At 62.5% G+C, this 26,193-nt stretch carries 24 protein-coding genes and 2 tRNA genes; 16 read left to right on the top strand and 10 right to left on the bottom strand.

Annotated features, from left to right (window positions below; genetic code table 11):
• Positions 1–134 precede the first annotated feature (134 nt).
• The 10 genes from ftsH (at position 135) to phoR (ending at position 11,607) form a co-directional block, all read left to right on the top strand.
• Positions 135–2,024 (top strand): ATP-dependent zinc metalloprotease FtsH, encoded by a 1,890-nt coding sequence (gene ftsH, locus DSC91_RS20365; protein ID WP_115780595.1) that lies wholly within the window; start codon positions 135–137, stop codon positions 2,022–2,024.
• An 83-nt stretch (positions 2,025–2,107) separates the two neighbouring features.
• Complete coding sequence (gene folP, locus DSC91_RS20360) at positions 2,108–3,007, top strand: dihydropteroate synthase (protein ID WP_115783377.1); 900 nt, start codon at positions 2,108–2,110, stop codon at positions 3,005–3,007.
• Positions 3,008–3,035: 28 nt separating this feature from the next.
• Positions 3,036–4,394 (top strand): phosphoglucosamine mutase, encoded by a 1,359-nt coding sequence (glmM, locus tag DSC91_RS20355; protein ID WP_115780594.1) that lies wholly within the window; start codon positions 3,036–3,038, stop codon positions 4,392–4,394.
• A gap of 337 nt (positions 4,395–4,731) precedes the next feature.
• The gene (gene pstS, locus DSC91_RS20345; RefSeq protein ID WP_115780593.1) at positions 4,732–5,763 is read left to right on the top strand and encodes a phosphate ABC transporter substrate-binding protein PstS; all 1,032 of its coding nucleotides are present in this window, start codon (positions 4,732–4,734) and stop codon (positions 5,761–5,763) included.
• 159 nt (positions 5,764–5,922) lie between these two features.
• Entirely contained in the window at positions 5,923–6,924 is a 1,002-nt protein-coding gene (pstC, locus tag DSC91_RS20340) for a phosphate ABC transporter permease PstC (RefSeq protein ID WP_115780592.1), read from the top strand.
• Positions 6,921–7,817, top strand: a complete 897-nt coding sequence (pstA, locus tag DSC91_RS20335; protein WP_115780591.1) for a phosphate ABC transporter permease PstA — start codon at positions 6,921–6,923, stop codon at positions 7,815–7,817. Before pstC ends, pstA begins: the two co-directional genes overlap by 4 nt.
• Positions 7,818–7,834: 17 nt before the next feature.
• Positions 7,835–8,683: a phosphate ABC transporter ATP-binding protein PstB gene (gene pstB / locus DSC91_RS20330; RefSeq protein WP_054036269.1), complete on the top strand. Its 849-nt coding sequence runs from the start codon at positions 7,835–7,837 to the stop codon at positions 8,681–8,683.
• 28 nt (positions 8,684–8,711) lie between these two features.
• Positions 8,712–9,416 carry a phosphate signaling complex protein PhoU gene (gene phoU / locus DSC91_RS20325; protein ID WP_054036271.1) on the top strand — a complete coding sequence of 235 codons (705 nt, stop codon included), beginning with the start codon at positions 8,712–8,714 and terminating at the stop codon, positions 9,414–9,416.
• 26 nt (positions 9,417–9,442) lie between these two features.
• The gene (gene phoB / locus DSC91_RS20320; protein ID WP_028199153.1) at positions 9,443–10,144 is read left to right on the top strand and encodes a phosphate regulon transcriptional regulator PhoB; all 702 of its coding nucleotides are present in this window, start codon (positions 9,443–9,445) and stop codon (positions 10,142–10,144) included.
• Between the two features lie 149 nt (positions 10,145–10,293).
• A complete protein-coding gene (phoR, locus tag DSC91_RS20315; protein WP_115780590.1) occupies positions 10,294–11,607 on the top strand; it encodes a phosphate regulon sensor histidine kinase PhoR in 1,314 nt (437 codons plus the stop codon).
• 98 nt (positions 11,608–11,705) lie between these two features.
• Here the strand turns inward: phoR and ppk1 are convergent, their stop codons facing one another.
• Positions 11,706–13,769 carry a polyphosphate kinase 1 gene (ppk1, locus tag DSC91_RS20310; RefSeq protein ID WP_115780589.1) on the bottom strand — a complete coding sequence of 688 codons (2,064 nt, stop codon included), beginning with the start codon at positions 13,767–13,769 and terminating at the stop codon, positions 11,706–11,708.
• Positions 13,770–13,972: 203 nt separating this feature from the next.
• Between ppk1 and ppx the strand changes: the two genes are divergently transcribed.
• Positions 13,973–15,598, top strand: coding sequence for an exopolyphosphatase (gene ppx / locus DSC91_RS20305; RefSeq protein WP_115780588.1), 1,626 nt, complete (start codon positions 13,973–13,975; stop codon positions 15,596–15,598).
• Positions 15,599–15,697: 99 nt separating this feature from the next.
• Here the strand turns inward: ppx and DSC91_RS20300 are convergent, their stop codons facing one another.
• The 4 genes from DSC91_RS20300 to DSC91_RS37890 all read right to left on the bottom strand — a co-directional run bounded on the left by DSC91_RS20300 (position 15,698) and on the right by DSC91_RS37890 (position 18,047).
• On the bottom strand, positions 15,698–16,510 hold the full coding sequence (locus tag DSC91_RS20300) for a GNAT family N-acetyltransferase (RefSeq protein ID WP_115780587.1): 813 nt from the start codon (positions 16,508–16,510) through the stop codon (positions 15,698–15,700).
• 252 nt (positions 16,511–16,762) lie between these two features.
• On the bottom strand, positions 16,763–17,221 hold the full coding sequence (gene sixA / locus DSC91_RS20295) for a phosphohistidine phosphatase SixA (protein ID WP_115780586.1): 459 nt from the start codon (positions 17,219–17,221) through the stop codon (positions 16,763–16,765).
• A 348-nt stretch (positions 17,222–17,569) separates the two neighbouring features.
• A tRNA-Pro gene (locus DSC91_RS20290) sits at positions 17,570–17,646 on the bottom strand.
• 227 nt (positions 17,647–17,873) lie between these two features.
• Positions 17,874–18,047: a hypothetical protein gene (locus tag DSC91_RS37890; protein WP_167470517.1), complete on the bottom strand. Its 174-nt coding sequence runs from the start codon at positions 18,045–18,047 to the stop codon at positions 17,874–17,876.
• On the opposite strand from DSC91_RS37890, the gene DSC91_RS37570 reads away from it, so the two are divergent.
• On the top strand, positions 18,046–18,375 hold the full coding sequence (locus DSC91_RS37570; RefSeq protein ID WP_162831420.1) for a hypothetical protein: 330 nt from the start codon (positions 18,046–18,048) through the stop codon (positions 18,373–18,375). The two genes, DSC91_RS37890 and DSC91_RS37570, sit on opposite strands and share 2 nt — an antisense overlap.
• A gap of 221 nt (positions 18,376–18,596) precedes the next feature.
• Here the strand turns inward: DSC91_RS37570 and DSC91_RS20285 are convergent, their stop codons facing one another.
• The gene (locus DSC91_RS20285; protein ID WP_115783375.1) at positions 18,597–19,952 is read right to left on the bottom strand and encodes an MATE family efflux transporter; all 1,356 of its coding nucleotides are present in this window, start codon (positions 19,950–19,952) and stop codon (positions 18,597–18,599) included.
• 32 nt (positions 19,953–19,984) lie between these two features.
• Positions 19,985–20,293 carry a DUF2288 domain-containing protein gene (locus tag DSC91_RS20280; protein ID WP_115780585.1) on the bottom strand — a complete coding sequence of 103 codons (309 nt, stop codon included), beginning with the start codon at positions 20,291–20,293 and terminating at the stop codon, positions 19,985–19,987.
• A 112-nt stretch (positions 20,294–20,405) separates the two neighbouring features.
• Here DSC91_RS20280 and DSC91_RS20275 point away from each other — a divergent pair, with 112 nt between their 5' ends.
• Complete coding sequence (locus DSC91_RS20275; protein ID WP_115780584.1) at positions 20,406–21,134, top strand: pentapeptide repeat-containing protein; 729 nt, start codon at positions 20,406–20,408, stop codon at positions 21,132–21,134.
• Positions 21,135–21,862: 728 nt separating this feature from the next.
• On the opposite strand, the gene DSC91_RS20270 is transcribed toward DSC91_RS20275, so the two are convergent.
• From DSC91_RS20270 to DSC91_RS20260, 3 genes are all read right to left on the bottom strand, one after another.
• Entirely contained in the window at positions 21,863–22,189 is a 327-nt protein-coding gene (locus DSC91_RS20270) for a hypothetical protein (protein WP_115780583.1), read from the bottom strand.
• Positions 22,190–22,316: 127 nt separating this feature from the next.
• On the bottom strand, positions 22,317–23,042 hold the full coding sequence (locus tag DSC91_RS20265; RefSeq protein ID WP_115780582.1) for a peptidoglycan DD-metalloendopeptidase family protein: 726 nt from the start codon (positions 23,040–23,042) through the stop codon (positions 22,317–22,319).
• Positions 23,043–23,225: 183 nt separating this feature from the next.
• The gene (locus DSC91_RS20260) at positions 23,226–24,134 is read right to left on the bottom strand and encodes an aldose epimerase family protein (RefSeq protein ID WP_115780581.1); all 909 of its coding nucleotides are present in this window, start codon (positions 24,132–24,134) and stop codon (positions 23,226–23,228) included.
• Between DSC91_RS20260 and DSC91_RS37565 the strand changes: the two genes are divergently transcribed.
• The 3 genes from DSC91_RS37565 to DSC91_RS20250 all read left to right on the top strand — a co-directional run bounded on the left by DSC91_RS37565 (position 24,133) and on the right by DSC91_RS20250 (position 26,050).
• Positions 24,133–24,534 (top strand): hypothetical protein, encoded by a 402-nt coding sequence (locus tag DSC91_RS37565; RefSeq protein WP_162831419.1) that lies wholly within the window; start codon positions 24,133–24,135, stop codon positions 24,532–24,534. The genes DSC91_RS20260 and DSC91_RS37565 overlap by 2 nt on opposite strands.
• A gap of 298 nt (positions 24,535–24,832) precedes the next feature.
• Positions 24,833–25,663 (top strand): undecaprenyl-diphosphate phosphatase, encoded by an 831-nt coding sequence (locus DSC91_RS20255; protein WP_115780580.1) that lies wholly within the window; start codon positions 24,833–24,835, stop codon positions 25,661–25,663.
• Between the two features lie 310 nt (positions 25,664–25,973).
• Positions 25,974–26,050: transfer RNA gene (locus DSC91_RS20250), tRNA-Arg, on the top strand.
• Positions 26,051–26,193 lie beyond the last annotated feature (143 nt).

Genomic DNA, 26,193 nt, shown 5'->3' with positions numbered 1-26,193 from the left:
TGGCGTTGCGATGGCACGCTGCGCTATTTGTGTGGTAGTGAAACCTTATGGCAGGGGTCTGCGGACTGGATTAGAATGCTTTCGTGGTGCCGCAAGGCAAATGTAGGCGCCCGTCTAAGTGAAGGAGTGGTGCTTTGAACAACAATATGTTTTCGAAAGCAGCAGTGTGGCTGGTTATCGCACTGGTGCTGTTTACGGTGTTCAAGCAGTTCGACAAGCCCCGTGTCCAGGAAGGCGTTTCCTATTCGCAGTTCATGGACGACGCGAAGAACGGCAAAGTCAAGAACGTCATTGTCCAGGGGCGGAACCTCACGGTCACTCCAGCAGACGGCCAGAAGTACCAGATCGTGTCGCCCGGCGACATCTGGATGGTCGGCGATCTGATGAAGTATGGCGTTCAGGTGAGCGGCAAGGCTGATGACGAACCGAATGCGCTGGTGTCCGCGCTGTACTACCTCGGACCGACGATCCTGATCATCGGCTTCTGGTTTTACATGATGCGACAGATGCAGGGAGGCGGGAAAGGCGGTGCGTTCTCGTTCGGTAAATCCCGTGCGCGTCTGATCGACGAAAACAATAACGCAATCAATTTCACCGACGTCGCCGGTTGCGACGAAGCCAAGGAAGAAGTCTCGGAACTGGTCGACTTCCTGCGCGACCCGCAGAAATTCCAGAAGCTGGGCGGGCGCATTCCGCGCGGCGTGCTGCTGGTCGGCCCGCCGGGAACCGGTAAGACGTTGCTGGCGCGCGCAATCGCCGGTGAAGCGAAGGTGCCGTTCTTCAGCATCTCGGGTTCGGACTTCGTGGAAATGTTCGTGGGTGTCGGCGCGGCTCGCGTGCGCGACATGTTCGAGCAGGCCAAGAAGCATGCGCCGTGTATCGTGTTCATCGACGAAATCGACGCGGTCGGCCGTCATCGTGGCGCCGGCATGGGCGGTGGCAACGACGAGCGCGAACAGACCTTGAACCAGATGCTGGTCGAGATGGACGGCTTCGAAGCGAATTCCGGCGTGATCGTAATCGCCGCAACGAACCGTTCGGACGTGCTCGACAAGGCGCTGCTGCGTCCGGGCCGTTTCGACCGTCAGGTGTACGTCGGTCTGCCGGACATCCGCGGCCGCGAACACATCATGAAGGTTCACCTGCGCAAGGTGCCGATCTCGAACGACGTCGACGCAGCGGTGATCGCGCGCGGCACGCCGGGCTTCTCGGGCGCCGATCTGGCGAACCTGGTCAACGAAGCGGCCTTGTTCGCGGCGCGCCGCGGCAAGCGTATCGTCGAAATGACGGACTTCGAAGACGCGAAAGACAAGATCTTCATGGGTCCGGAGCGCAAGTCGGCCGTGATTCGCGAAGAATCGAAGCGTGCCACGGCGTATCACGAATCGGGTCACGCGGTGATTGCCAAGCTGCTGCCGAAGGCCGATCCGGTGCACAAGGTCACGATCATCCCGCGCGGCCGTGCGCTGGGCGTGACGTGGCAGTTGCCGGAGCATGACAACGAAACGTATTCGAAGGACTACCTGCTGGACCGCCTCGCGATCCTGTTCGGTGGCCGTGTTGCGGAAGAGCTGTTCCTGAACCTGATCAGCACCGGCGCGTCGGACGACTTCAACAAGGCAACGGCCACGGCCCGCGCCATGGTGGCTCGCTTCGGCATGACGGACGCGCTCGGACCGATGGTCTACGTCGACGACGAAAACGACGCAACGCCGTTTGGCCGGGGCTTCACGCGCACCATTTCGGAAGCGACGCAACAGAAGGTCGACGCGGAAATCCGCCGCGTGCTGGACGAGCAGTACACGCTCGCCAAGCGCCTGCTGGACGAGAACCGCGACAAGGTCGAAGCGATGACCGCCGCACTGATGGAGTGGGAAACGATCGACGCCGATCAGATCAACGACATCATGGCAGGCCGTCCGCCGCGTTCGCCGAAGAGCTCGCCGCCGTCGGCAAGCGACGCCTCGTCAGGCGGCAGCCCGGGCACCGAGGTCAAGCCGGGCAGCGCGACCGCGCCGGCCTGATAGGCGACCAGTAGAAAGTGCGGGCCGGTGTGTTTCACACCGGCCCGTTTTGCATTTATTCGTTTTATGTGATTGACCGCTACGTGTCGAAAGTCGAATTTCCTTCTCTTCCCATCCCCGAACCGCTCCAGTGCGGCCGCTTCAAGCTGACCTTTGACCGCCCGTTGATCATGGGCATCCTGAACGTCACACCCGATTCGTTTTCCGATGGCGGTCTGTACGCGATGCACGGCGATGCGCTGCGCCAGGCCGAGCGCATGCTGCTCGACGGCGCGGACATCATCGACATCGGCGGCGAGTCGACGCGTCCGGGTGCGCCGCCCGTGCCGCTCGACGAAGAACTGGAGCGGGTGATCCCGCTGGTCGAACAACTGCGCGGCGCGAACGTTCCGCTGTCGGTCGATACGTACAAGCCGGAAGTGATGCGTCACGCACTGGCCGCGGGCGCCGACCTGATCAACGACATCTGGGGTTTCCGGATGCCCGGTGCGGTCGACGCCGTACGCGACAGCGAATGTGGTCTGTGCGTGATGCACATGCTCGGCGAGCCGCAGACCATGCAGCTCGGCGAGCCCGTCTATGGCGACGTGGTGAGCGAGGTTCGGCAGTTTCTCGAAGAACGGGTGACAACCCTGAGGCAGGCGGGCATCGCCCGTGCGCGCATTAGCGTGGACCCGGGATTTGGTTTCGGCAAGGCGGTGGTCGAACACAATTACGCACTGCTCGCGCATCTGCCGGACACGGCGCCGCAGGCCGAGCCGCCGTACCCCATTCTCGCCGGCATGTCGCGCAAGTCGATGGTCGGCGCGATCGTCGGACGCCCGGCGCCGGAGCGCGTCGCGGGCAGCGTCGCCGCAGCGGTGTGTGCCGCCGGGCGCGGTGCGGCCATTCTGCGCGTGCACGACGTCGCGCAAACAGTCGATGCATTGAAAGTATGGGCAGCCATGCGTGACGCGGCGAACTACAGCCGCGTGCGTGGTTGAGCCCACAAGCCAAGGAGGAACATAAAACATGGCACGTCGTTATTTCGGAACGGATGGGATTCGGGGCAAGGTCGGCGAAGGGCCGATTACGCCGGAATTTGTATTGCGGCTTGGCTACGCTGCCGGCAAGGTGCTCGCCGGTGCGGACCGCTGGGCGAAGACGGGCGCACGGCCTACTGTGCTGATCGGTAAGGACACACGCGTGTCGGGCTATATGCTCGAAGCCGCGCTCGAAGCGGGTTTTTCCGCGGCAGGCGTCGACGTCATGCTGGCCGGGCCGATGCCGACCCCGGGCATCGCCTATCTGACGCGCGCGCTGCGGCTCGCCGCAGGCGTCGTGATCAGCGCCTCGCACAACCCCTACTACGACAACGGCATCAAATTTTTCTCCGCCGACGGCAACAAGCTGCCCGACGAAGTGGAACTGCAGATCGAAGAGCAACTCGACCTGCCGCTCGCGTGCGCGGCTTCCGAGCAACTCGGCAAGGCGCGGCGCCTCGACGACGCAGCCGGCCGCTACATCGAGTTCTGCAAGAGCACTTTCCCGGCAGCGTTCGACTTGCGCGGCCTGAAGCTGGTGGTCGACTGTGCGCACGGCGCGGCGTACGACGTCGCGCCGCACGTGTTCCACGAACTCGGCGCCGATGTGATTCCGATCGGCGTCGCGCCGAACGGTTTCAACATCAATGACGGCGTCGGCGCGACCGCTCCGGACGCGCTGGTGCGCGCGGTGCGCGCCAACCACGCGGACCTCGGCATCGCACTGGACGGCGACGCCGACCGGCTACAGGTCGTGGACGCGGCAGGCCGCCTGTATAACGGCGACGAACTGCTGTACGTGCTGGTCAAGGACCGGATGGCGACCGACGGCAAAGTGGAAGGCGCGGTCGGTACCTTGATGACCAACATGGCGGTCGAAGTCGCGTTGCAGGAAGCCGGCGTGAAATTCGTCCGCGCCGCGGTGGGCGACCGCTACGTGCTCGAGCAGTTGCGCGAGCACGGCTGGCAACTAGGGGCAGAAGGGTCCGGCCATATTCTCTCCCTTGACCGCCATTCGACCGGCGACGGCATCGTGTCGGCCCTGCTGGTGCTGGCCGCGATGAAGCGCAGCGACAAAACGCTCGCCGAGTTGCTGCGCGGCGTGACGCTGTTCCCGCAGAAGCTGATCAACGTGCGGATGCAGCCGGGCGCGGACTGGAAGGGCAGCGACGCGATCCGCCGCGCCATCAGCAAGGCCGAGGAAGCGCTGAACGGCCGCGGCCGTGTGCTGATTCGGGCCTCGGGCACCGAGCCCGTTCTACGCGTGATGGTGGAAGCGGAAAAAGTCAACGACGCGGTTCACCATGCCGAAACGATCGCCGAAGCGGTGAAGCGGGCTACGGCCTAGGCTGCGCATGCCTCGACGGTGGCGAGGCGGGACGGCTCGGAACGAGGCCGTCCCGCGCCTCCATCGTGTCGGACTCTGGGCGGCGTCGGCCCCAGTACCGTTGCTTCAGCGACCCGCACCCCTACGCAAACGTTCGCGTCCCATTTTTTTCGCCTAATCTGTAGAGCGACGCCTGCAACGCCGCTAAACCGCCAATTTGTCCGCGCGGGCGCCTTTCACCTTCGTAATCCCACTGTCACATCCGTTTCACGGTTAGTCACGTTACTGTCATAAAGAGACCCTAAGCTTCGCGGTGTTCGTGTTATTTGCTCACACCGCTCACACCCTTGGAGGTCTCATGAAATTGATGCAAACCGTGTTCGCTGGCGTCGCTGGCGCGCTTTTCGCGATCGCAGCGCAAGCCGCAGACATCACCGGCGCGGGCAGCACCTTCGCAGCACCGATTTACACGAAGTGGGCTGACGCGTACCAGAAGTCGGGTGGCGGCAAGGTCAATTATCAAGGTATCGGTTCGTCGGGTGGCGTGAAGCAGATCGTCGCGAAGACTGTGGACTTCGCCGGTTCGGACGCTCCGCTGAAGGACGAAGACCTCGCGAAGGAAGGCCTGTTCCAGTTCCCGACGGTGGTCGGCGGCGTGGTGCCGGTCGTCAACGTGCCGGGCGTGACGCCGGGTGAACTGACGCTGTCGGGCGAAGTGCTCGGCGACATCTACCTGGGCAAGATCAAGAAGTGGAACGATCCGGCGATCGTTGCACTGAACCCGAAGGCCAAGTTGCCGGATACCGACATCGCCGTGGTTCGCCGCGCCGACGGTTCGGGCACCAGCTTCATCTGGACGAACTACCTGTCGAAGGTCAACGCAGACTGGAAGTCGAAGGTCGGTGAGGGTTCGACGGTCAACTGGCCGACGGGTACGGGCGGCAAGGGCAACGACGGCGTCGCCGCCTTCGTGCAACGTCTGCCGGGCGCAATCGGCTACGTGGAATGGGCGTACGCGAAGCAGAACAAGATGGTCTACGTCGGCCTGAAGAATTCGTCGGGCACGGTGGTCGAGCCGAAGACGGAAACGTTCAAGGCAGCGGCAGCGGGCGCGGACTGGTCGAAGTCGTTCTACCAGATCCTGACGAACGAGCCGGGCAAGAACGCATGGCCGATCGTCGGCGCAACGTTCGTGCTGCTGCACACGGCGCAGGACAAGCCGGCGCAAGGCACGGAAACGCTGAAGTTCTTCGACTGGGCGTTCAAGAACGGCTCGCAGGCTGCAAACGATCTGGACTACATCTCGCTGCCGGAGTCGGTTGTGTCGGAAATCCGCACGCAGTGGAAGTCGAAGGTGAAGGACGCTGCGGGCAAGCCGATCGCTGAATAAGCTACGTAACTAAGCGAAGCAGCATGCAGTAGGTCTCCAGCAATACATTGGCCGTCCTCATTCGAGGACGGCCAATGGCGTTACTCCGGCGTTAGCCCAGCATTGTCAGCCGCGCGACAGGTGTCGTGCGGCAACTGGAAACAGGTCCATCAGGCTCTCATGTCCGATATCCAATTAGCGCCTGGCGCGGCGAGATCGACGCCGCCCGGCAGCACGTCGCAGCAGAAAGCGCCCAGCCGCGCCGGCGACGTTATATTCGGCGGCCTTGCCCGTCTCTCCGCCGTCGTCACGCTGTTGCTGCTCGGCGGCATCATCGTTTCGCTGATCGTCGCCTCCATGCCGTCGATCAAGCAATTCGGCCTCGCGTTTCTATGGACCGCCGACTGGGATCCACCTAGCAAGCAATTCGGCGCCCTGGTGCCCATTTACGGCACGATCGCGACCTCGCTCATTGCACTCATCATCGCGGTGCCCGTCAGCTTCGGCATCGCGCTTTTCCTGACCGAACTCGCGCCCGCGTGGCTGCGCCGTCCGCTCGGCGTCGCCATCGAACTGCTCGCCGCGATTCCGTCGATCGTCTACGGCATGTGGGGTTTGCTGGTGTTCGCGCCGATCTTCGCGACGTGGTTCGAAAAGCCGCTCGGCGCGCTCCTCAGCGGCATTCCCATCGTCGGCGCGTTGTTTAAGGGTGCGCCGATCGGCATCGGCATTCTCTGCGCGGGCGTGATTCTCGCGATCATGATCATTCCGTATATCGCTTCGGTGATGCGCGACGTGTTCGAAGTCACGCCGGTGCTGCTGAAGGAATCGGCGTACGGCATCGGCTGCACGACGTGGGAAGTGATGTGGAAGATCGTGCTGCCCTTCACCAAGAGCGGTGTGATCGGCGGCGTGATGCTCGGTCTCGGCCGCGCACTCGGCGAGACGATGGCGGTGACCTTCGTGATCGGCAACACCAATCTGCTCGACAACGTCTCGCTGTTTTCGCCGGGCAACAGCATTACCTCGGCGCTCGCCAACGAATTCGCGGAAGCGGATCCGGGCCTGCATACGTCGGCGCTGATGGAACTCGGCTTGATCCTGTTTGTGATTACTTTCATCGTGCTGGCGATTTCGAAGATCATGTTGCTTCGCCTCGAAAAAGGGGAGGGCGCGAAATGAGCCAGCCCACCTTGAATATGCCGGGTTCGAACGACGCCGCCGCGCTCGAAGCAATGCGCGTGCGCCTGCAAGGCCGCCGCCGCGCGAAGAATGCGGTTGCGCTGACGCTGTCGCTCGCGGCGATGGCGTTCGGTCTGCTGTGGCTGGTGTGGATTCTTTATACGACGCTGCGTCTCGGCATCGGCGGCCTGTCGGTCGAATTGTTCACGCAATCCACGCCGGCGCCAAACACCGATGGCGGCGGTCTCGCCAACGCGATCGTCGGCAGCGTGATGCTGGTTGCGCTCGCAACGTTCGTCGGCACGCCAATCGGTATTCTGGCGGGCGTCTATCTCGCCGAGTACGGTCAGAAGGGCTGGCTTGCGAGTGTCACGCGGTTCATCAACGACATTCTGTTGTCGGCGCCGTCGATCGTGGTGGGTCTGTTCGTCTACGCGCTCGTCGTGGCGAAAATGGGCCACTTCAGCGGGTGGGCCGGCGTGTTCGCGCTCGCGCTGCTGCAGATTCCGATCGTGATCCGCACCACCGAGAACATGCTGAAGCTGGTGCCGAATGCGCTGCGCGAAGCCGCTTTCGCACTCGGCACGCCGAAGTGGAAGATGATACTGTCGATCACGCTGAAGGCGTCGATCGCCGGCATCGTCACGGGTGTGCTGCTCGGCGTTGCACGCATTGCCGGTGAAACGGCGCCGCTGCTGTTCACGGCGTTGTCGAACCAGTTCTTCTCGTTGAACATGGACCAGCCGGTCGCGAACCTGCCGGTCACGATCTACAAGTTCGCGATGAGCCCGTTTGCGCAGTGGCAATCGCTCGCGTGGGCCGGCGTCTTCCTGATCACGCTCGCGGTGCTGGGATTGAACATCCTCGCGCGCACGATCTTTTCGAATAAGTAAGGGCGGAGTGTAATCCGATGAATATGGCAGAAACTCAACTCAATCCGGGCACGCGTCCGACGGCGCCCGCCGGTTTCGATCCCGCCCAAAGCGGCCAGGCGCAAGCCCAGTCGCGTCCGAAGATCGAGATCAACGACCTGAACTTCTTCTACGGCAAGTATCACGCGCTGAAGAACATCAATCTGCGGATTCCCGAAGGCAAGGTGACCGCCTTCATCGGCCCGTCGGGTTGCGGCAAGTCCACCTTGCTGCGCACGCTCAACAAGATGTACGCGCTCTATCCGGAGCAACGCGCCGAAGGCGAGATTCTGATGGACGGCGAAAACCTGCTGACCTCCAAGCGCGATATTTCGCTGCTGCGCGCGCGGATCGGCATGGTGTTCCAGAAGCCGACGCCGTTTCCGATGTCGATCTACGACAACATCGCGTTCGGCGTGAAGATGTTCGAAACGCTGCCGCGTTCGGAAATGGACGACCGCGTGGAATGGGCGCTGACCAAGGCCGCGCTGTGGAACGAGGTAAAGGATAAATTGGGCCAGAGCGGCTACGGTTTGTCCGGCGGCCAGCAGCAGCGCCTGTGTATCGCACGCGGTATCGCGATCCGTCCCGAAGTGCTGCTGCTCGACGAACCGTGTTCCGCGCTCGACCCGATTTCCACGGGCCGCATCGAAGAACTGATCGCCGAACTGAAGAGCGATTACACGGTTGTGATCGTGACGCACAACATGCAACAGGCCGCGCGCTGTTCGGACTACACTGCCTACATGTACCTCGGTGAACTGATCGAATTCGGCGACACCGAAAAGATCTTCATCAAACCGGTCCGCAAGGAAACCGAGGACTACATCACTGGCCGCTTCGGCTAAGCCGCCGCGCAAAACAACGGAGTACGACATGTCCGATAAACATCTGTCCAGCCAGTTCGACGCCGATCTGAACCTCGTTTCGTCGAAGGTGCTCGAAATGGGCGGCCTGGTCGAGTCGCAGATCGTCAACGCGATGATCGCGCTCAACAACTTCGATCTCGATGTGTGCGAGCAGGTGATCGCCGCTGAAGACCGCCTGAACACGATGGAAGTCGAGATCGACGAAGAGTGCAGCAACATCATCGCGCGCCGTCAGCCGGCCGCGCGCGACTTGCGCCTCCTGATCGCGATTTCGAAGACCATCACGAATCTCGAGCGCGCCGGCGACGAAGCCGAAAAAATCGCCAAGCGCACCAAGCGCCTGATGGAAGACGGCGCCTCGCGCAGCATCAATATCGCCGAGATCAAATTGTCGGGCGAAATGGCGGTGTCGATCCTGCGCCGCGCGCTGGACGCATTCGCGCGTCTCGACACGGTCGCCGCCGCGCAGATCATGCGCGACGACAAGGCGATCGACGAAGAATTCCGCGCTTTCGTTCGCAAGCTGATTTCGTACATGACTGAAGATCCGCGTTCGATTTCGGTGGGCCTCGATTTTCTGTTCATCGCCAAGGCGATCGAACGGATCGGCGACCACGCGAAGAACATCGCTGAATTCATCATCTACATCGTCAAGGGCACCGACGTGCGGCACAAGTCGCGCGACGCGCTCGAACGCGAAGCACTCAGTTAATCCAGATATAAGGACCAGAGGTGCCGATGCCCAGCAGCATTCTCGTCATTGAAGATGAGCCCGCCATTTCCGAGCTGATTTCGGTCAATCTTCAGCACGCCGGCCACTGCCCGATTCGCGCGTATAACGCGGAGCAGGCGCAGAACCTGATCAGCGACGTACTGCCCGATCTCGTGCTGCTCGACTGGATGTTGCCGGGTAAGTCGGGCATCGCGTTCGCTCGCGATCTGCGCAACAACGAGCGCACCAAGCACATTCCGATCATCATGCTGACCGCGCGTGGCGATGAGCAGGACAAGGTGCTCGGCCTCGAGATCGGCGCCGACGACTACGTCACCAAGCCGTTTTCGCCGAAGGAACTGATGGCGCGTATCAAGGCGGTGTTGCGCCGCCGCGCGCCGCAGTTGACCGAGGACCTGGTCGCGATCAACGGCCTGAAGCTCGATCCGGCCACGCACCGCGTCGCCGCGCATGCGGAAGGCAGCGAGATCAAGCTCGATCTCGGTCCGACCGAATTCCGCCTGCTGCATTTCTTCATGACGCACCCGGAGCGCGTGCACAGCCGCACGCAACTGCTCGATCAGGTGTGGGGCGACCACGTGTTCGTCGAAGAGCGCACGGTGGACGTGCACATCAAGCGTCTGCGCGCGGCGCTCAAGCCGGCTGGGTGCGATGCTATGATTGAGACGGTGCGCGGCAGTGGCTACCGGCTCGCGAAGAGCGCCTGACTTTGCGGTAGCGCGAATGGCGGGGCTATAGCCACGCGCGCCATAGATGCCGCATACGCCGCACAGATCACGTCGGTTACATCGGTACGTTAAGCGGCGCCGCGTTTTCAGATACCGGCGTGGACGGTTTTCTCTTCGATCGCTAGAACATGAACATCATCTGGGCGCGCTCCATCGTGTCGGTCGTGCTGCTGGCTGTTCTGTGCGTGGTGGTCGGCGCACTCGTGAACGTCAAGGCAGGGCTGGTCCTCGCGATCGTCATGCTGCTCGCGCAGAGCCTCTTCAGCACCTTCCACAAGCAGCGTTTGTGGCGCCTGCTCGACGCGCCGGTCTACGGCGAAGTGCCGAGCGCTCCCGGCATCTGGGGCGAAATTTACTACCGTCTGCACAAGCTTGCGAAGCGCTGGCATGCGCAGGTGCGTCAGGTCGAGCAACAGCATTCGCGTTTCATCCAGGCGATCCAGGCGTCGCCGAACGGCGTGGCGATGCTCGACGATCACGATCAGATCGAGTGGTGCAACGCGATCTCCGAACTTCATTTCGGACTCGATGCGAAACGCGATCTGCGTCAGCACATCACGCATCTGGTGCGTCAGCCGGATTTCGTGCGCTATCTGAATTCGCATCGCTACGAAGAGATGCTGATCATGCGCGGCATGGGCGACAAGCGCCAGAACGTGCTGTCGGTGCAGGTGTTTCCCTACGGCGAGAATCGCAAGCTGGTGCTGTCGCAGGACATCACCGAGCTGGAGCGTACCGACGCGATGCGGCGCGACTTCGTCGCCAACGTGTCGCACGAATTGAAGACGCCGTTGACCGTGTTGTCGGGTTTTCTCGAAACGATGCGGGAACTTCCGCTCGGTGAAGCCGAGCGCGCGCGCTACCTCGAATTGATGGAACAGCAGGCTTCGCGCATGCGTCACATCGTCAACGACCTGCTGGTGCTGGCGAAGCTTGAAGGCGACAACAAGCCGCCGAGCGATCAGATGATCGATATGCGCGCGGTGCTGCGGCATCTGAAGGACGACGCGGAAAACCTGTCGAGCGACCACCACAGGATCGTGTTCGACGCCGACGAAGGGCTCACGGTCACCGGCGTGGAAACGGAAATACTCAGTGCGCTTGGCAACCTCGTGACCAATGCGATCCGTTATACGCCGGACGGCGGTGCAATCAAGGTGAGCTGGCAGGCCAGCGGCGGCAGTGCGGTTTTTTCGGTCACGGACAGCGGCTTGGGGATTCCGGCTGCGGACATTCCACGTCTGACCGAGCGCTTCTATCGCGTCGATCGCAGCCGCTCGCGCGATACGGGCGGGACGGGCCTCGGTCTCGCTATCGTCAAGCATGTGCTGCAACGGCACGATGCCCAACTGGACGTGAAGAGCGAAGAGGGACGCGGCAGCACCTTCACCGTGCGTTTCCCGGTGTTTCGCACGGCGCGCCGGCAACCGGCGCCGGTCTGAAATCGCCGGTCTGAAAAAAAGCCCGCCTGGAGCAAACCAGGCGGGCTTTTTTTCATGCGCAGCGCCGCTTGCTTCAGGGGCGCGCGACCCTCATGAACTCACGGGCAGAATTTCCCCAGCAGGCTCATCTGCGCGTTGCGCGAGGATTTGCCCGGCCGCCGGCGCCGATAGTGGCCGTCGCTTTGCATCAGCCACGCGGACTGGTTGTCGCCGAGAAACGCCGACAGGCCTTCGGCAATCACACGCCGCTTCAGGCGACGGCTGTTGATCGGAAACGCCACTTCCACACGCCGGAAGAAATTGCGGTCCATCCAGTCGGCGCTCGACAGATACACTTGTTCCTTGCCGTCGTCGTAGAAGTAGAAGATGCGATGATGTTCGAGAAAGCGCCCGACGATCGAGCGCACCGTGATGTTCTCCGACAAGCCCGGCACGCCCGGTTGCAACGAACAGACACCGCGCACGATCAGATCGATCTTCACGCCCGCCTGCGACGCTTCGTAGAGCTCGGCAATCACGGTTGGTTCGAGCAGCGCGTTCATCTTCGCGACGATGCGCGCCTTCTTGCCGGCACGGGCATGCTCGGCTTCCGCACGAATCGCTTCAACCAGTTTCGGATGCAGCGTGAACGGCGACTGCCACAACTCATGCAGCGTCAGTTCACCGCCGATGCCGGTCAGTTGCTGGAACACGTGGTGCACGTCCTCGCAGATCTTCTGATCCGCGGTCATCAGGGCGAAGTCGGTATAAAGGCGCGCGGTGCGCGGGTGATAGTTGCCGGTTCCCAGGTGCACGTAACGCTTGAGCGAGGTCTTGCCGCCCGACGACACACGCCGCACGATCAGCATCATCTTCGCGTGACACTTGTGACCCACCACGCCGTACACGACGTGCGCGCCCACCGCCTCAAGCTGCGACGCCCAGTTGATGTTGGTTTCTTCGTCGAAGCGCGCGAGCAGTTCGACCACCACGGTCACTTCCTTGCCGTTGCGCGCCGCTTGCATCAGCGCGTCCATCAGCGGGGAGTCGGTGCCGGTGCGATAGATGGTCTGCTTGATGGCCACCACGTTCGGGTCTTTGGCCGCCTGCAGCAGCAACTCGAGCACCGGTTGAAAGCTCTCGTACGGATGATGCAGCAGCACGTCGCCCTGATCGATCACGTCGAACATGTTCGTGCTGTTGGCGATCTGCGACGGAATCGCCGGAATATGCGGCACGAATTTCAGGTCGGGCCGGTCCACCATCTCCGGCAGTTGCATGAGCCGCACCAGATTGACCGGGCCGTCGGCGAAATAGCAATCCTTGGTGCTCAGGCCGCTTTCGTCGAGCAGGCGCCGCACGACGTGCTGGGGCGTCTCCGCCGACACTTCGAGCCGCACCGCATTGCCCAGATGCCGCGCCGGCAGTTCGCCCTGCAACGCGACACGCAGATTGGTGATTTCGTCTTCGTCGACGAACAGCTCGCTATTGCGCGTGATGCGAAACTGATTGCAGGTGCGCACCACCAGATTCGGGAACAGCTCGCCCACGAAGCGCTGCAGCAGCGAGCTCAGCAGCACGAAACCATGCGGATAGCCCGACAGTTCCAGCGGCATGCGCACGAGCCGCGGCAACGCACGCGGCGCCTGGACGATGCCCATCATCGCCTGGCGGCCGAACGCATCCTTGCCTTCGAGTTCGACGACGAAGTTCAGGCTCTTGTTGAGCACGCGCGGAAACGGGTGAGCCGGATCGAGGCCGATCGGCGTGAGCACCGGCAGCAGTTCGTCGAAGAAGTAATTGCGCGCCCATTCGGTCTGCGCTTCGTTCCACGCTTCGGTGCCGTGAAAATAGATGCCTTCTGCTTCGAGCGCGGTGAGCACCGTGTCGTGCAGCATGGCGTACTGACGATGCACGAGCCTCTGCGCGCGCTCGACCACGAGGTCGTATACATGCTGCAGCGACATGCCGTCCGGCGACAACCCGCCCGGGTTGTCGCGCATCTGTTCCTGCAGTCCGGCCATGCGGACTTCGAAGAATTCGTCGAGATTGCTACTGGTGATGCAGATGAAGCGCAGGCGTTCGAGCAAAGGGACGGCAGGGTCGGCAGCTTGCGCCAACACACGCTCGTTGAAACCCAGAATGCCCAGCTCGCGATTCAATAAGGGGTAGCGGATGGACATCGGCAGCGAGAATGGAATGTCAGGAATGGAGGCAATAAGTCGCTCGGAAATTCTCACAGTATGATGACGTTGTTGTGACATTCTTGAATGTTATAAATTCTACGCCGTATTCGATGCGTGTCGTAATTGTGACGCAGTGTATATGGGACCATAGGGCACCCCCATTACTGCGAGGCGACATCGTGAGGTCCGGTACGCTTAGAATGGCGTCTTTGAACAGCGCGGCCGGCCATAAGGCGCCCAAGGCATCCGGTGGGTATCCGGCCCCTTCGGCATCCAACGCCGCCGCGCACGCGCGCATGGAGTCCGCTTACTCGATGGTCACTACGCCACAACTCCTCGCTGCCGTCGACCTCGGCTCGAACAGCTTCCGGCTGATCGTGGGCCGGGTCGAGGAAACCGATGCGGGCAGCCAGATCTACCAGGTCGACGCACTGCGCGAGCCGGTGCGCCTTGCCGCCGGCCTGTCGCGCGACAAGATGCTCGACCGTGCCTCGCAAGTGCGCGGCTGGGATGCGCTCAAGCGCTTCGGCGAACGGCTGCGCGACTTTCATCCCGACCACGTTCGCGCCGTCGCCACCAACACGCTGCGCATCGCCAAGAACGCGGGCGAGTTTCTCGGCGAGGCGCAAGCCGCGCTCGGCTTCCCGATCGAAGTGATCGCCGGGCGTGAAGAAGCGCGTCTGATTTATGCAGGGGCTGCACACTCCGTGCCCGCGAGCGCGGGCAAGCGTCTCGTGGTGGATATCGGCGGCGGCTCGACGGAATTCATCATCGGGTCGCATTACACGCCGATCAAGATGGAGAGCCTGTATATCGGCTGCGTGAGCCATAGCCGCGCATTCTTCCCGGCCGGCAATGTCGACGAATACACGATGCGCCAGGCCGAGCTTGCCGCGAGCCGCGAAATTCAGATCATTTCCGCCGAGTACAAGAAGACCGGTTGGGAACAGGCCATCGGCTCGTCCGGTACCGCACGGGCGCTCGCCGAACTGGTCGAGGCCAATGGCTTCAACGATCCGGGTGTCACGCACGGCATCTCGCGCGGCGGGCTCGAACGCCTCAAGCGCGCGCTGATCAAGGCGGAGAACGTCAATCGTCTGAAGCTGGTCGCGTTGAAGGCCGACCGCATTCCGGTGCTGGCCGGCGGCCTCTCGATCATGATCGCGGTGTTCGACGAACTCGGCGTCGATTACGTCGATACGACAGACGGTGCACTGCGCCTCGGCGTGCTGTACGACCTGCTGGGCCGTTCGCAGCACGAGGACATGCGCACGGTGACGGTGGAAGGTTTCATGCGCCGTTACGGCGTGGACCGCGCGCAGGCCGGGCGTATCGGCGAACTCGCGGTGCGTTTTTACGATCAGTTTGCCGAGCCGGACGAGGAGCGCCGCGCCGAGAACCGCATGTTCCTCAGCTGGGCTGCGGCCTTGCACGAAATCGGGCTGTCGATTTCGCATAGCGCCTATCACAAGCATTCGGCCTATATCGCCAGCAACGCCGACATGCCAGGTTTTTCGCGTACGGATCAGGCGCGGCTTGCCGCGCTGGTGCTCGGCCACGCGGGGAAACTCGGCAAGCTGTCGCAAACACGCGAAGTGGAATGGCCGCTGCTGTTCTGTCTGCGGCTCGCGGCGCTGCTGTGCCGCCGGCGTGCGGATGTCGGCTTGCCGGGTATTGCGGTCGCGCAGGTCAACGGTGGTTATGAAGTGCGTTTGCCGAACGAGTGGGTGGCGAACAATCCGCTGACCGATTACAGCCTGATCCAGGAAGCCGCGGAGTGGGAGAAGGTTGGCATTCCCTATCGCGTGGTCTACACGGACGATTGAGCGTCATGCGTCGCATGTGAAAAAGCCCGGCGGATTTTAGCCGGGCTTTTTTATGCGCATCGATTGTCTGCGCAAAGAGCTGGGTGGCGTGCGCGCCGCTCAGCGCGGCGTTGCGTCGCCGAGGAAGTGCCGTGCGTAGCGCGCGTTGATATCCGTCAGACGCAACAGCGTCAGAAAATCGGCGGTGTTGAAGTCGGGGTCCCAGGCCGGTGCGCCGCAAATCTTCGCACCGAGTCGCAGATAGCCCTTCACCAGCGGCGGCGGTGCGACGTCGGCGCCGTTCTGCAATTCCTCGACCGGCAGCGGTGTGTGCGGGAACGCGCGATATTCCGGCGCCGTCAGCGCGTTGTCGCGCAGCGAGCAGTAAAGGTTCGCCGCGTAGTGGCCGCCGTCGACCATCGCGACGCTCGCGCAGCCCAGCATCGTCTCGTAGCCGTTGTGTTTCATGTATGCGGCGAGCCCTGCCCACAAGGACATGATCACCGAGCCGCTGCGATAGTCGGGGTGCACGCATGAGCGGCCCACTTCGACCATTTTCGCGCGCAGGTGCGTGAGACGCGACACATCGAATTCGCTTTCGGCATACAGGCGTCCGATACGGGCGGCCTGATGCGGCGGCAGCGCGCGATAGGTGCCGACCACCTTCAGCGTGTCGAGATCGCGCACCAACAGGTGATCGCAGTACGAATCGAACGGATCGACGTCGAGGCCGGCCGGACCCGTCAGACGGGCGCCCATTTCATCCGCGAACACACGGTAGCGCAGACGCTGGGCTTCGCGCAGTTGTTCGTCGGTGCGTGCCCACGTCACTTGCAGGCGATGCTGGGCGGTGACTGTCTCTTCGGCGCGCGGCAGGCGACGCGTTTCGAAGATCGAAGCCAGGGGCAGGGTGGGCGTCGGCAGTTCTCGCATGTGGCGTCCTGGTCGAAAAAAGGGAGATTACTTTTTTCGCCAATGTAGTAACGCCTGGTGACGCTCGCATGGCAAAGCTGTGACGATTGGATGACTGCCCGTAAGCTCCGTGCCCACGGCTTGTAATGTCGTGGGCCGGGCGAGTCATGTGTTGTTTCCGCGCGACCAGTGGGTCGGGCTGGCGCAGTTGGGCTTCTTTGAGGACCTGGCTGCGCAGCCGGATCAGTTCAGTTCGGTTTAGTCCAGATCAGCTCAGATGAGATCGGGGCTCATTGCCGCGCGCAGCACGGCCTGGTCCTCGCCATCGCGCTCACGGCTTTCGATCCACCACAGACCGGCTTTCTTCAGCGGCCAACTCGCCCCGCTGTTGCCGAGCAGACGCGCCGCAACATGGCCCAGCGTCGGCTGATGGCCGACGATCACGACAGTCGGTGCGATGCCTTTCGACCAGCCGGCGGCTTCGAGCACGTCGTTCGCACTGGCGTTGGGCGCGAGTTCGCGCACCACGCGGTACTGGTCGCTCAAGGTCTCGGCGGTCTGGATGGTGCGCACCGCAGGACTCGCGAGAACCACGGCGTCTTCGGGCAGGCGGGTGCGCAGCCACTTGGCGACGTTTTGCGCCTGTTTGCGGCCTCGCGTGGTGAGCGCCCGGGCGAGATCGCTCGCGGCGAAATCTTCGGCTTCGGCGTGACGCCAGAGAATCAGATTCATGCGTGTCTCCTTGACTCTGGTTGCGGCGTAGGTAACAGCGCCGGGTTTTCAATCACTGTCGCATGCGAGCGTGTGAGGGTGCAAGGTAGTGGCGCAGGCAGAATGTATAAGCGCCGGCGTATGCTGGGCGCAGGCCGGCGCGTGTCCCGGCGCATACGTCGAGGCGTAGCGTATCGGACGCTCATGCAACGTTCATTAAGCCGACGTGTAATCGGCATGAAACTCTCCGGGCCTGAGTTGGGGTTTGGGTTTGCGTTTGCGTGACCCGGCATGAGCCATGAGCGCTTGATGCCAAAAAAGCAAAAACCCGCGAAGCCGAAGGCGACGCGGGTTTCGTATTGCTTTTCGTGGTCGGAGCGAAAGGATTCGAACCTTCGACCCTCTGATCCCAAATCAGATGCGCTACCAGGCTGCGCTACGCTCCGACGAATCCGAGATTCTACGTGGCATTGGGTGCCAGAGTCAATCACGAATTGCGTCGGGATGAAAAAAGGGTGCCAGACAGCCGGCCGCGACAAGATCGTTGCGGCGATCATGCGGCGATCAACCCGCGCGGCAAGCGCGATTGTCGCGACAATCGCGACAATCGCACCGTGGACGGGTCGGCGCGTCCTCTTCCTGCAGCGGGGCCGGAACGTGCCGGTCGGTTCCCTCAGTGCCGGCGACGCATCCAGTGCGGCATGTGCTGGTGCGTGATCCAGTGGTGCAGCATGCCTTCGCCGTCGTGTTCGCGCTTGTAGGTTCTCGATTCGAAAATCGACAGGGCCAGCAGCACGAGCAGACCTATTGCAAGTCCGATCAGACCTGCGATCGATTCAGCGTCCATGGCAGTCTCCTATGACATGCAACCGTGCCTTTATAGTAGGACACGCGTAAAAAAATGGCAGGGGCGCACGGCCTGCCGCGCCATCGTCGAATGCGAATTGCGGGTAGACTCTCGGCGCTTCGTTGCCGTTATTGTCATCCTGTTTCGAGAGTCTATGAACCGCGTTTTGCTGATTGTGTTGATGCTGGCTGCCGGGCTCGCCGGTTGTGCCAACGATCGTGCCAACGATCCTTCCGGCCATCATGGCGGCCCGCCGCCGAAAGATCCCGCCGACTACCACGGTGTGCCCACCGACGACCGTCCGCCCGTCATGGTGCCCGCACCCTGAGCGTCTGCATGGGGAATGAAAGCGAAGCGCCGGCGCGGGCACGCCGGTGCTTCTAACCCGCGCAAACTGTTTTGCGCGGACCGCGCGGGCTGCAACTATTTTAGGGCGAGGCGCCCGTGTGATATGTGTGCGCTTGTTTCAAGCCGTAACCGTATGCGGCTTTGCCGTGAGAGGCGCAGCGGCAAAAATGCATGCCGCGCACGCCGCCGGCAAAGCAAAAGCTAGGCCGCCATGCCGCGTGCGACAGCGGGCAAAAAGCGCGCGAGCGTGACGCCGCGCGCGGCCATGAAGATCAGCATCGCGGCCCACAAACCGTGATTGCCGTACAGCGCCAGCAAGGCCCACGAGGCCGCCACAAAGACCGCGAACGACACGACCATCGACTTCATCAACTCGCGCGTGCGCGTCGCGCCGATGAACACGCCGTCGAGCAGAAAGCCCCACACGGAAATCACCGGCAAGAGCGCGGCCCATGGCAGATAAGTTTCGGCGGTGGCGCGCACCACGGCCTGATTCGTCAGACCCTCGATGATCCACGAGCCCGCGCCCCAGTACACCAGCGAGAAACCCAGCGCGCCGAGCGCGGACCATAGCGCCGTTACCTTGATGGCCTGCGCGAAAGCGTGCCGGTCACGCGCGCCGATCGCCGCGCCAACCAGCGCTTCGGCAGCGTGAGCGAAGCCGTCGAGTCCATACGCCATGAAGGTCTGAAAATTGAGCAGCAGCGCGTTGGCGGCAAGCATGGCGTCACCTTGCCTCGCGCCGAGATGCGCGAACCAGCCGAACGACGACAGCAGGCAGAGCGTGCGCACGAAGATGTCGCGATTCAGCACCACCAGACGTTTGAGCGCGGCAGCGTCGAAGAGCGCGGCGCGGTTGAGCGCAGGCAAACCGCGCGGCCTGCCGTGCCACAACAATGCCGCGCCGAGCACGAAGCCGAGCGCGTCGGCGGTGGCCGTGGCCGCACCGATGCCGGCCACGCCCCAATCGAATACGTACACGTACAACAGCACCGCCGCGATGTTCACGCTATTGATGAACACTTGTGAAAGCAGCGCAAGCCGCACGCTTTGCGTGCCCAGTAGCCAGCCGAGCACCACGTAATTGCCCAGTGCGAGCGGCGCGGCCCAGATGCGTGCGTGGCAATAAACCTGCGCGCGGTGCTGCACCGCGTCGCTGCCGCCGATCACACGCAACGCGTAGTCGATCAGGGGCACTTGCAGCGCAAGCACCGCTGCGCCGATCGCCGCCGCGAGCAACAGCGCACGCACGACGTTGTTGCGCAACTCGGCGTGATTCCCTGCGCCGTGCGCTTGCGCGACGAGGCCCGTGGTGCCCATGCGCAGGAAGCCGAAGCCCCAGAACACGAAGTTGAAGAACAGGCCGCCGAGCGCCACGCCGCCGAGATAGGACGCACCGTCGAGATGGCCGGCGACGGCGGTGTCGACCGCGCCGAGAATCGGCTGGGTGAGATTGGCGAGGACGATTGGAAACGCCAGCGTCAGCACCCGGCGGTGCCAATGCACCGGCACGGCCGCGCCGCCCTTGAGGGGCGCTTCTCCCCGGGCGGCTTCCAGGGGAACGTCGTCTGGGGCGCGCGCGGGGTCGTTCAACTACGTTCCTGCACGCACACCCATGGCGAGACGACTACCGCCCACAGATCGGGATCGCGTGCGGCGAAATCGGCTGCGGTCTCCGCCTGCACGCGTTCGACGAGGCCGGAAGACAGCCATTGCGTGACCTGCGCGGTGTCGTCGCTGGCGATGGCTTCGGCGACGCTCACCAGATCGATGTCGCGCGCAACGCGCAGCAGCATGCCGCGTGCGAAAAAGCGTTCGAGTTCGGTCCAGCCGATTTTGGCGGTTTCGGCGAGCAGCTTGGCGTACAGCGGGCTATGAGTGGCGTCGTTGGAAGTCATCGTAAGCGGGTCCTGGCGGGGGCCGTTACTATAAACCATCGGCGCGGATCGCCAGGGCGGCGCGCGTTCCGGTACGCTTAGGGTCTTTCGACGAAAATCATTCTGAACCTTCATGTCACTGGATTCAACGGCAAGCGCTCCGGGCGCGCAAGTTCACGCAGTAGCCAACGCCACGCTCTCGCGCACCGACGTGGAGCGCCTTATCGCAGCCAGCACGGCGGGGCATAAAGAGCCGCTCCATTTCACCGATTGCGATTTCGAAGGCGCCGATCTGTCGCGACTCGATTTGCGCGGCGCCGAGTTTCATCGCTGCACGATCATCGAGACATCGTTTTTCGGCGCGACGTTGTCGCACACGCGTTGGGTCCGTTGCCGCGGCCGTCAGGCGGATTTCGCGTCGGCCGATCTGGTCGATGCAGCCTTCCAGTCGAGCGATCTGAACAACACCAGCTGGCGGCGCGCCAAGCTTGCCTCGGCGTCGTTTCACAGCTGCAAGCTGACGGGCGCCAATTTCGAAGACTGTGCGGCGCTCGGTTTGAGCTTCGTCGAGACTTTGCTGGTGGGTGCGCATTTGCGCGGGCTGTCGTTTCGCAAGGCCACGCTCCAGCAACTCGATTTCTCCGAGGCCGATCTGGCCGGCGTCGATTTCCGCGATGCGATCTTCGATGGCGGCAGTCTGAAGGATGCCAATCTGAAAGGCGCGCGCTTTGACGGCGCGGACCTGCGCGAGGCGGATCTGAGCGGCGTGCGGCTCGTCGACGCGGCGCTCTTCAAGGGCGCGACGATCTCGCATCAGCAAGCGGCGGTGCTCGTGACCGAACTGGGTTTGCGAGTCATGTGATCGCGTTTCAAGCCGGCCGATTTTAGCCATTCGGCCAGCTTGAACGAATGACGGCGTGTGCTTAACATCTGATTTATCGACTCATTAAAAACAGCCGGATTTAAACTTCGCAATTTGTCAGTGGATTTGAAGATTTTTAATCTATTCGCTATTCGCGAATTTATTGTGAAGAGGTGCGATTGCTTATTTGCGCCGCACAATATCCGCTAATACATCAATATGGTGCGTTGGCGCACTAAAGGTTCGCGTTACATAAAGCGGCCGGATCAAGCTGGGCGGGGGTGGCGCGAATCGGTCAAGGGCTTTCGTCGGGCTTTTCCGATAACGTGCGGATAGGTGCTTGATTTATAAGGGCTGGTGGACAACTCGCGGGATTTTGATCTGCCGCTTTTGTGGTGTTTCGCACCGGTTGGTTGGGGGTATTTACCCCGCTTATTTCCGGCATTTTTCGTTCACGTAATGCGGACTCCGTACGCCGCGTCACATTACCTGCGCAATTAATAGATTGCGCTTGTAAAGGCGGGTTGTTAGATTTCCTCCTGGCGCATGGTGAACCGGTCCTTTGCCGATATGCGCCGAACCCCCGTTAGCCCGGCCTCGTGCCGGGCTTTTTTTCTGGCCGATTGCTCGGCATGTTGTTCGGGTTCGCCGCACGCATCGACCCGCGTTCCGGCCGCTGGCGGCGCCGCTCGCTTGAGCGGCGCTGTGCCTGCGTTATTGAGTTGTCTTTACTGCTTGCAGCGGATCACCATCGACCGGTTCTTGACGTTCGCGCCGAAAATCCCGCCGACCGAGCCGCCCGCGGTGGCGCCGTTGTCGACGTCCTTCGAAACGACGTCGTAGCCGTAGTTGCCGCAGACCTCGCCCGCGCGTTTGTAGCACTCGGCCCAACTGGAGCTCGCGTCACTGCCGCTGCAGTTGATGGCGAACCCCGTATCGCCGCTTGGCAGATAAGTCATGGTGGTGGTGCTGGAACAGCCGCCGAGGCTGCCGAGCGTCAGCAGGCCGAGGCCGATCGCCGCGGCTGTTGTTAAGGACGCAAGTGCGCTCTTCATTGCAGGTTCCTTACAAATGACAGGGGAAGACGCAGCGCGAAACTGCGTCATGCATAAGATTGGGCGTTTTATAGCACGCGCGGTTCCCTCGGTTGCCGATGCTGGGCGCGTGCTTGAAGCCGGGCGGCTAACGCGCCGGCAGCGCCCGCGACGGGTCGATCGAACGGCCCTGATAGCGCAGTTCGAAGTGCAGCATGACGCGATCGGTGTCGGTGTCGCCCATTTCGGCGATTTTCTCGCCGCGAGCGACCGACTGACCTTCCTTCACCAGCAGCGCGCGGTTGTGCGCGTAGGCGGTCAGATAGTCGGCGTTGTGCTTGAGGATCAGCAGATTGCCGTAACCGCGCAGGCCGTTACCGGCATAGACCACCGTGCCGGGCGCCGCGGCAACGACCGGGGTGCCCGCCGCCGCCGAAATATCGATGCCCTTCGAATTGGCACCGTCGAAGCGCCGGATCACCGTGCCGTCAGCCGGCCACACCAGCGAGATCGTCGAAGCCGGCGCGGACGTCGGCGCGCTATCGGCGGGTGCCGGGCGCGGCGCAGCCGAAGCGCTCGCACTCCCTGCACCGCTGCTGCGTGTTGCGCCGCCTGTGGACGCCGCCGCGGCGCCATTGCCCGGTGGCGCGACGCGCAGCACCTGTCCGACCTCGATGCTGTCCGCATTGGTCAGGTTGTTCCAGCGCACGATGCTTTGCACCGACTGCCGGTTGCTGCGCGCGATCTTCGACAGCGTATCGCCCCGTTCGACGCGGTAAAAGCCTGGCCCCACCGGAGCGGACCCGCAGGCGGCAAGCACCGCCAGCAACGACGCGCAGGCGAGCCGTTTCATCATTCTTGTTGTGTTACGCATTGGACCTCGCAAAGCGCTGCCACGCGCCGATCCCGATCACGCGGCAGGTAGATGCAAAGCGTCCGATTCTAACGGTTTTGCGCTGCAGCATCCGAAAAACGGATGCACAGGCAAGCGCGCGCGGGGGTTGCGTGGCGAAACGCCGCGCAACCCGTCACCTTGCGATGAGCGGAAAACCTGCCATCAGCGCAGCTTGCCGACACTGATGCGCAGAGCGGCCTTCTCGGTTTGCCCCGGCTCGAGCCAGCGCAGTCCCATGCCGTTGTGGATTGCGTCGGGCAGACCCAGCCAGGGTTCGACGCAGTAGAAGTCCGACTCCGCGGCCTCGGTCCATGTCGTGACCGCGTACCAGGGCACCGAGTCCGGCCGTTGCAGGTCGATCGTGATGAGCCGGTTCAGGCCGGGCGCGACGAGACGCACCGGTTGGTCCGGCGCGCCGACGAGACGATGGAAGCGGTCGTGAATGCGCGCCTCGTCGAGCGTGTAGCGCGCCGCGCCCGGTTCTGCCGGGCTGATCGAACCGTCGCTTTGCTGATAGCACCGTTCGGTGCGCGGCAGTTCCAGCGAGGTCTCGGCGCGCTGCGTGTGCGGCAGCGTGAAATAGAAGTGATGGCCGGCGTAGTAGGGTAGCCGCGTGTGGCCGGTATTGGTGGTGCTTAGCGTGACTTCCAGCGTATGTGTATCGACGAGCTGGTACGTCGCTTCGAAACGGAAGCCGAACGGATAGCCACCGCGTGTCGCGTCGCTGTCGGTGAGGGTCATGCGCAAGCCGGCGCCGTGCACGTCGGCGTGGGCTTCGAAGGGCAGGTCGCGGGCAAAGCCATGCATCGGCAATTCGCGCACCGTGCCTTGTGCGTCACGCCAGAAGCCGATCTTGCCGTCGACGCGATGCCGGCCCAGAAACGGAAACAGCAGCGGGTTGCCGCCGCGAATTCTGGCGGGCTGGCTCCAGTCGGCATTCTCGGGCCAATGAATCACCTCTTCGCCGTCGATGATCCACGACAAAAGGCGGCCGCCGGCTTGCGGCGAAAAACGGAGCACGGAGGCGTCCTGGGCGATCTCGAGAATGTCCTGTTGCGGGGAGAGGGGCATGGTCGATGGGCTGGTTGATAAAGGGTTGAGTGCGAAAGGGTTAAGTGCGAAAGGGTTGAGTGCGAGGGTTGAGCGTGCTTCGAGTGCGGCCGGCGTGCCGTTCAAATGTGAGTTGAACGTGGCTCGAACGCGGGTTGAGAACGTTCGAACGGCGCCGCATGGCTGTTTGCAAGAGAACGATTTTGCGCTGCTTTACGCTACGGGGAAACCCTTCTCGGGAAATTGCGGGTGTCGGAGAAGCACGATCCTTGTTGATAATCCACCCACTGCCCGGCCACTTCAACGACCGGGCGAGATCGGCTCAGGAGGCTCTATGGATCTCGCAATGGCAATGGGTGTGGCGTTGTTCGGCATGTTCGCTGCAAGCACCGTCTACTTTTTCTACAAGCTCGAGCGCTGATCCACCAATCTGCTTCGCCTTCTGCCGGGTCGTCAACGCGAGCCTGGCACTAGCCTCGCGCCTTCGGTACATCGAATTTCTCAAGATCGCAGAGCGGCCACCGGCGGCGCTCTGTTTCTTTTGCTGCGGCGTAACAACGGTTTCCAGTTGTGACGCAGCGCGTCAATATTTACCCGAATGCGGTTCAAACGCTTGGCGCTGACTTTGCAGCCAGGCATAATCGGTGCGCTTTTGACGCGCCGGCTATTTCCTTTTGCGGTGCGCTGTTCCCCGACATTTTCCTTACAAGGACCGCCGCGTGAACCTGTCGTTTCTGATTTTCCTGAGCGTGCTGCAAGGCGTCACTGAACTGTTCCCGGTCAGCAGCCTCGGCCACACGTTGCTCGTGCCGGGCTTGTTCGGCATGCACATCGACAAGCATGCGCCGCAATTGCTGCCGTTCCTCGTCGCGTTGCACCTCGGTACGGCGTTCGCACTGCTGTGGTACTTCCGCAAGCGCTGGTGTGAACTGGTGCGCGGCTTCTTCGCTTCGTTCGGCGGCCGTCGCAACGACAACGCGCACATGATGTGGGCGCTCATCATCGGCACGATTCCGGCGGGCCTCGTCGGGCTGATCCTCGAGAAACGTCTCGAGCGGATTTTTCACGATTTGCGCATTGTCGCCATCGCGCTGATCGTGAATGGCGTGCTGCTGTGGTTCGGCGATCGTCTACAACGCTCGCGCGCGCATCAGGCGCCGGAGAAGCTGACCTTTCGCCAGGCGTTTTTCGTCGGACTCGCGCAGATTGGCGCGTTGATCCCGGGTTTCTCGCGCAGCGGTCTGACGATGATCGCCGGCAATGCGGCCGGCCTGACGACGGAGAAGGCCGCTGAGTTCTCGTTCCTGCTCGGTACGCCGATCATCTTCGCGGCCGGCGTGCTCGAGTTGCCGAAACTGTTCCATGCGCCGGGCCAACTCGCCGACGCATTGCTCGGCGGCGTGCTGACCGCTATCGCCGCGTATCTCAGCGTGCGTTTCCTGATGCGCTATTTCGAAGGCCGCGGACGTCTGGCTTCGTTCGGCGTGTACTGCGTGATCGCGGGGATCGTGTTCCTCGGCTGGTTCATGCTGCATCCGCAGCCGGTCTGATTGCGTTCGAGATGCCCGCTGCAGCGCGGTGAGCGCTGGCGTGCCTCTGGCGGGTAAGAAGCGATCGGTTATAATCCGGGCCCGGCTCGACACGTCGGGCCCGTTTGTTTTGTGATGCCGTATGGCGGCCGCCGGTCAGGGTTGCCGTGCGCCGGATTGGATTTCCACAGTCCCCGGCCTGGTCGGTTAGAATTTCGGTATCCCACGAACCCTGTGCCAGTCATTGCGCACAGGTTCCAATGCCCGTTACGGGTTCTCATTGCGGGCGATGCAGGTTGTACACGTTCGTGTTGCATCGCCTCACATCATTACGGCAGTAGCTCAGCTGGATAGAGCATCGGCCTTCTAAGCCGAGGGTGGGGGGTTCGAGTCCCTCCTGCCGTACCAATCAAATCAAGTGCTTGGCCCGATTCACAGGATCGGGCTTTTTGTTTTCTTGAATCCATGTAGGCACCGTGTAGGCATTTCCGGCCAACGCGGCGGGGTTTGCGCGAGCCGTACGCACAATGCAGTTCGCCTTTCGCGATCTC

Source organism: Paraburkholderia caffeinilytica, assembly GCF_003368325.1.
Lineage (GTDB): Bacteria > Pseudomonadota > Gammaproteobacteria > Burkholderiales > Burkholderiaceae > Paraburkholderia > Paraburkholderia caffeinilytica.
The sequence above is the reverse complement of the archived record's forward strand: the minus strand, read 5'-3'. Positions and strand labels throughout refer to the sequence as shown.

Bases quoted from the DNA above. Each gene is read 5' to 3' on its own strand.
- glmM (WP_115780594.1), top strand. From the start codon at position 3,036: ATGGCACGTCGTTATTTCGGAACGGATGGGATTCGGGGCAAGGTCGGC.
- pstS (WP_115780593.1), top strand. From the start codon at position 4,732: ATGAAATTGATGCAAACCGTGTTCGCTGGCGTCGCTGGCGCGCTTTTC.
- pstC (WP_115780592.1), top strand. From the start codon at position 5,923: ATGTCCGATATCCAATTAGCGCCTGGCGCGGCGAGATCGACGCCGCCC.
- pstA (WP_115780591.1), top strand. From the start codon at position 6,921: ATGAGCCAGCCCACCTTGAATATGCCGGGTTCGAACGACGCCGCCGCG.
- pstB (WP_054036269.1), top strand. From the start codon at position 7,835: ATGAATATGGCAGAAACTCAACTCAATCCGGGCACGCGTCCGACGGCG.
- phoU (WP_054036271.1), top strand. From the start codon at position 8,712: ATGTCCGATAAACATCTGTCCAGCCAGTTCGACGCCGATCTGAACCTC.
- phoB (WP_028199153.1), top strand. From the start codon at position 9,443: ATGCCCAGCAGCATTCTCGTCATTGAAGATGAGCCCGCCATTTCCGAG.
- phoR (WP_115780590.1), top strand. From the start codon at position 10,294: ATGAACATCATCTGGGCGCGCTCCATCGTGTCGGTCGTGCTGCTGGCT.
- ppk1 (WP_115780589.1), bottom strand. From the start codon at position 13,769: ATGTCCATCCGCTACCCCTTATTGAATCGCGAGCTGGGCATTCTGGGT.
- ppx (WP_115780588.1), top strand. From the start codon at position 13,973: ATGGCGTCTTTGAACAGCGCGGCCGGCCATAAGGCGCCCAAGGCATCC.
- DSC91_RS20300 (WP_115780587.1), bottom strand. From the start codon at position 16,510: ATGCGAGAACTGCCGACGCCCACCCTGCCCCTGGCTTCGATCTTCGAA.
- sixA (WP_115780586.1), bottom strand. From the start codon at position 17,221: ATGAATCTGATTCTCTGGCGTCACGCCGAAGCCGAAGATTTCGCCGCG.
- DSC91_RS37570 (WP_162831420.1), top strand. From the start codon at position 18,046: ATGGCAGTCTCCTATGACATGCAACCGTGCCTTTATAGTAGGACACGC.
- DSC91_RS37890 (WP_167470517.1), bottom strand. From the start codon at position 18,047: ATGGACGCTGAATCGATCGCAGGTCTGATCGGACTTGCAATAGGTCTG.
- DSC91_RS20280 (WP_115780585.1), bottom strand. From the start codon at position 20,293: ATGACTTCCAACGACGCCACTCATAGCCCGCTGTACGCCAAGCTGCTC.
- DSC91_RS20275 (WP_115780584.1), top strand. From the start codon at position 20,406: ATGTCACTGGATTCAACGGCAAGCGCTCCGGGCGCGCAAGTTCACGCA.
- DSC91_RS20270 (WP_115780583.1), bottom strand. From the start codon at position 22,189: ATGAAGAGCGCACTTGCGTCCTTAACAACAGCCGCGGCGATCGGCCTC.
- DSC91_RS20265 (WP_115780582.1), bottom strand. From the start codon at position 23,042: ATGCGTAACACAACAAGAATGATGAAACGGCTCGCCTGCGCGTCGTTG.
- DSC91_RS37565 (WP_162831419.1), top strand. From the start codon at position 24,133: ATGGTCGATGGGCTGGTTGATAAAGGGTTGAGTGCGAAAGGGTTAAGT.
- DSC91_RS20260 (WP_115780581.1), bottom strand. From the start codon at position 24,134: ATGCCCCTCTCCCCGCAACAGGACATTCTCGAGATCGCCCAGGACGCC.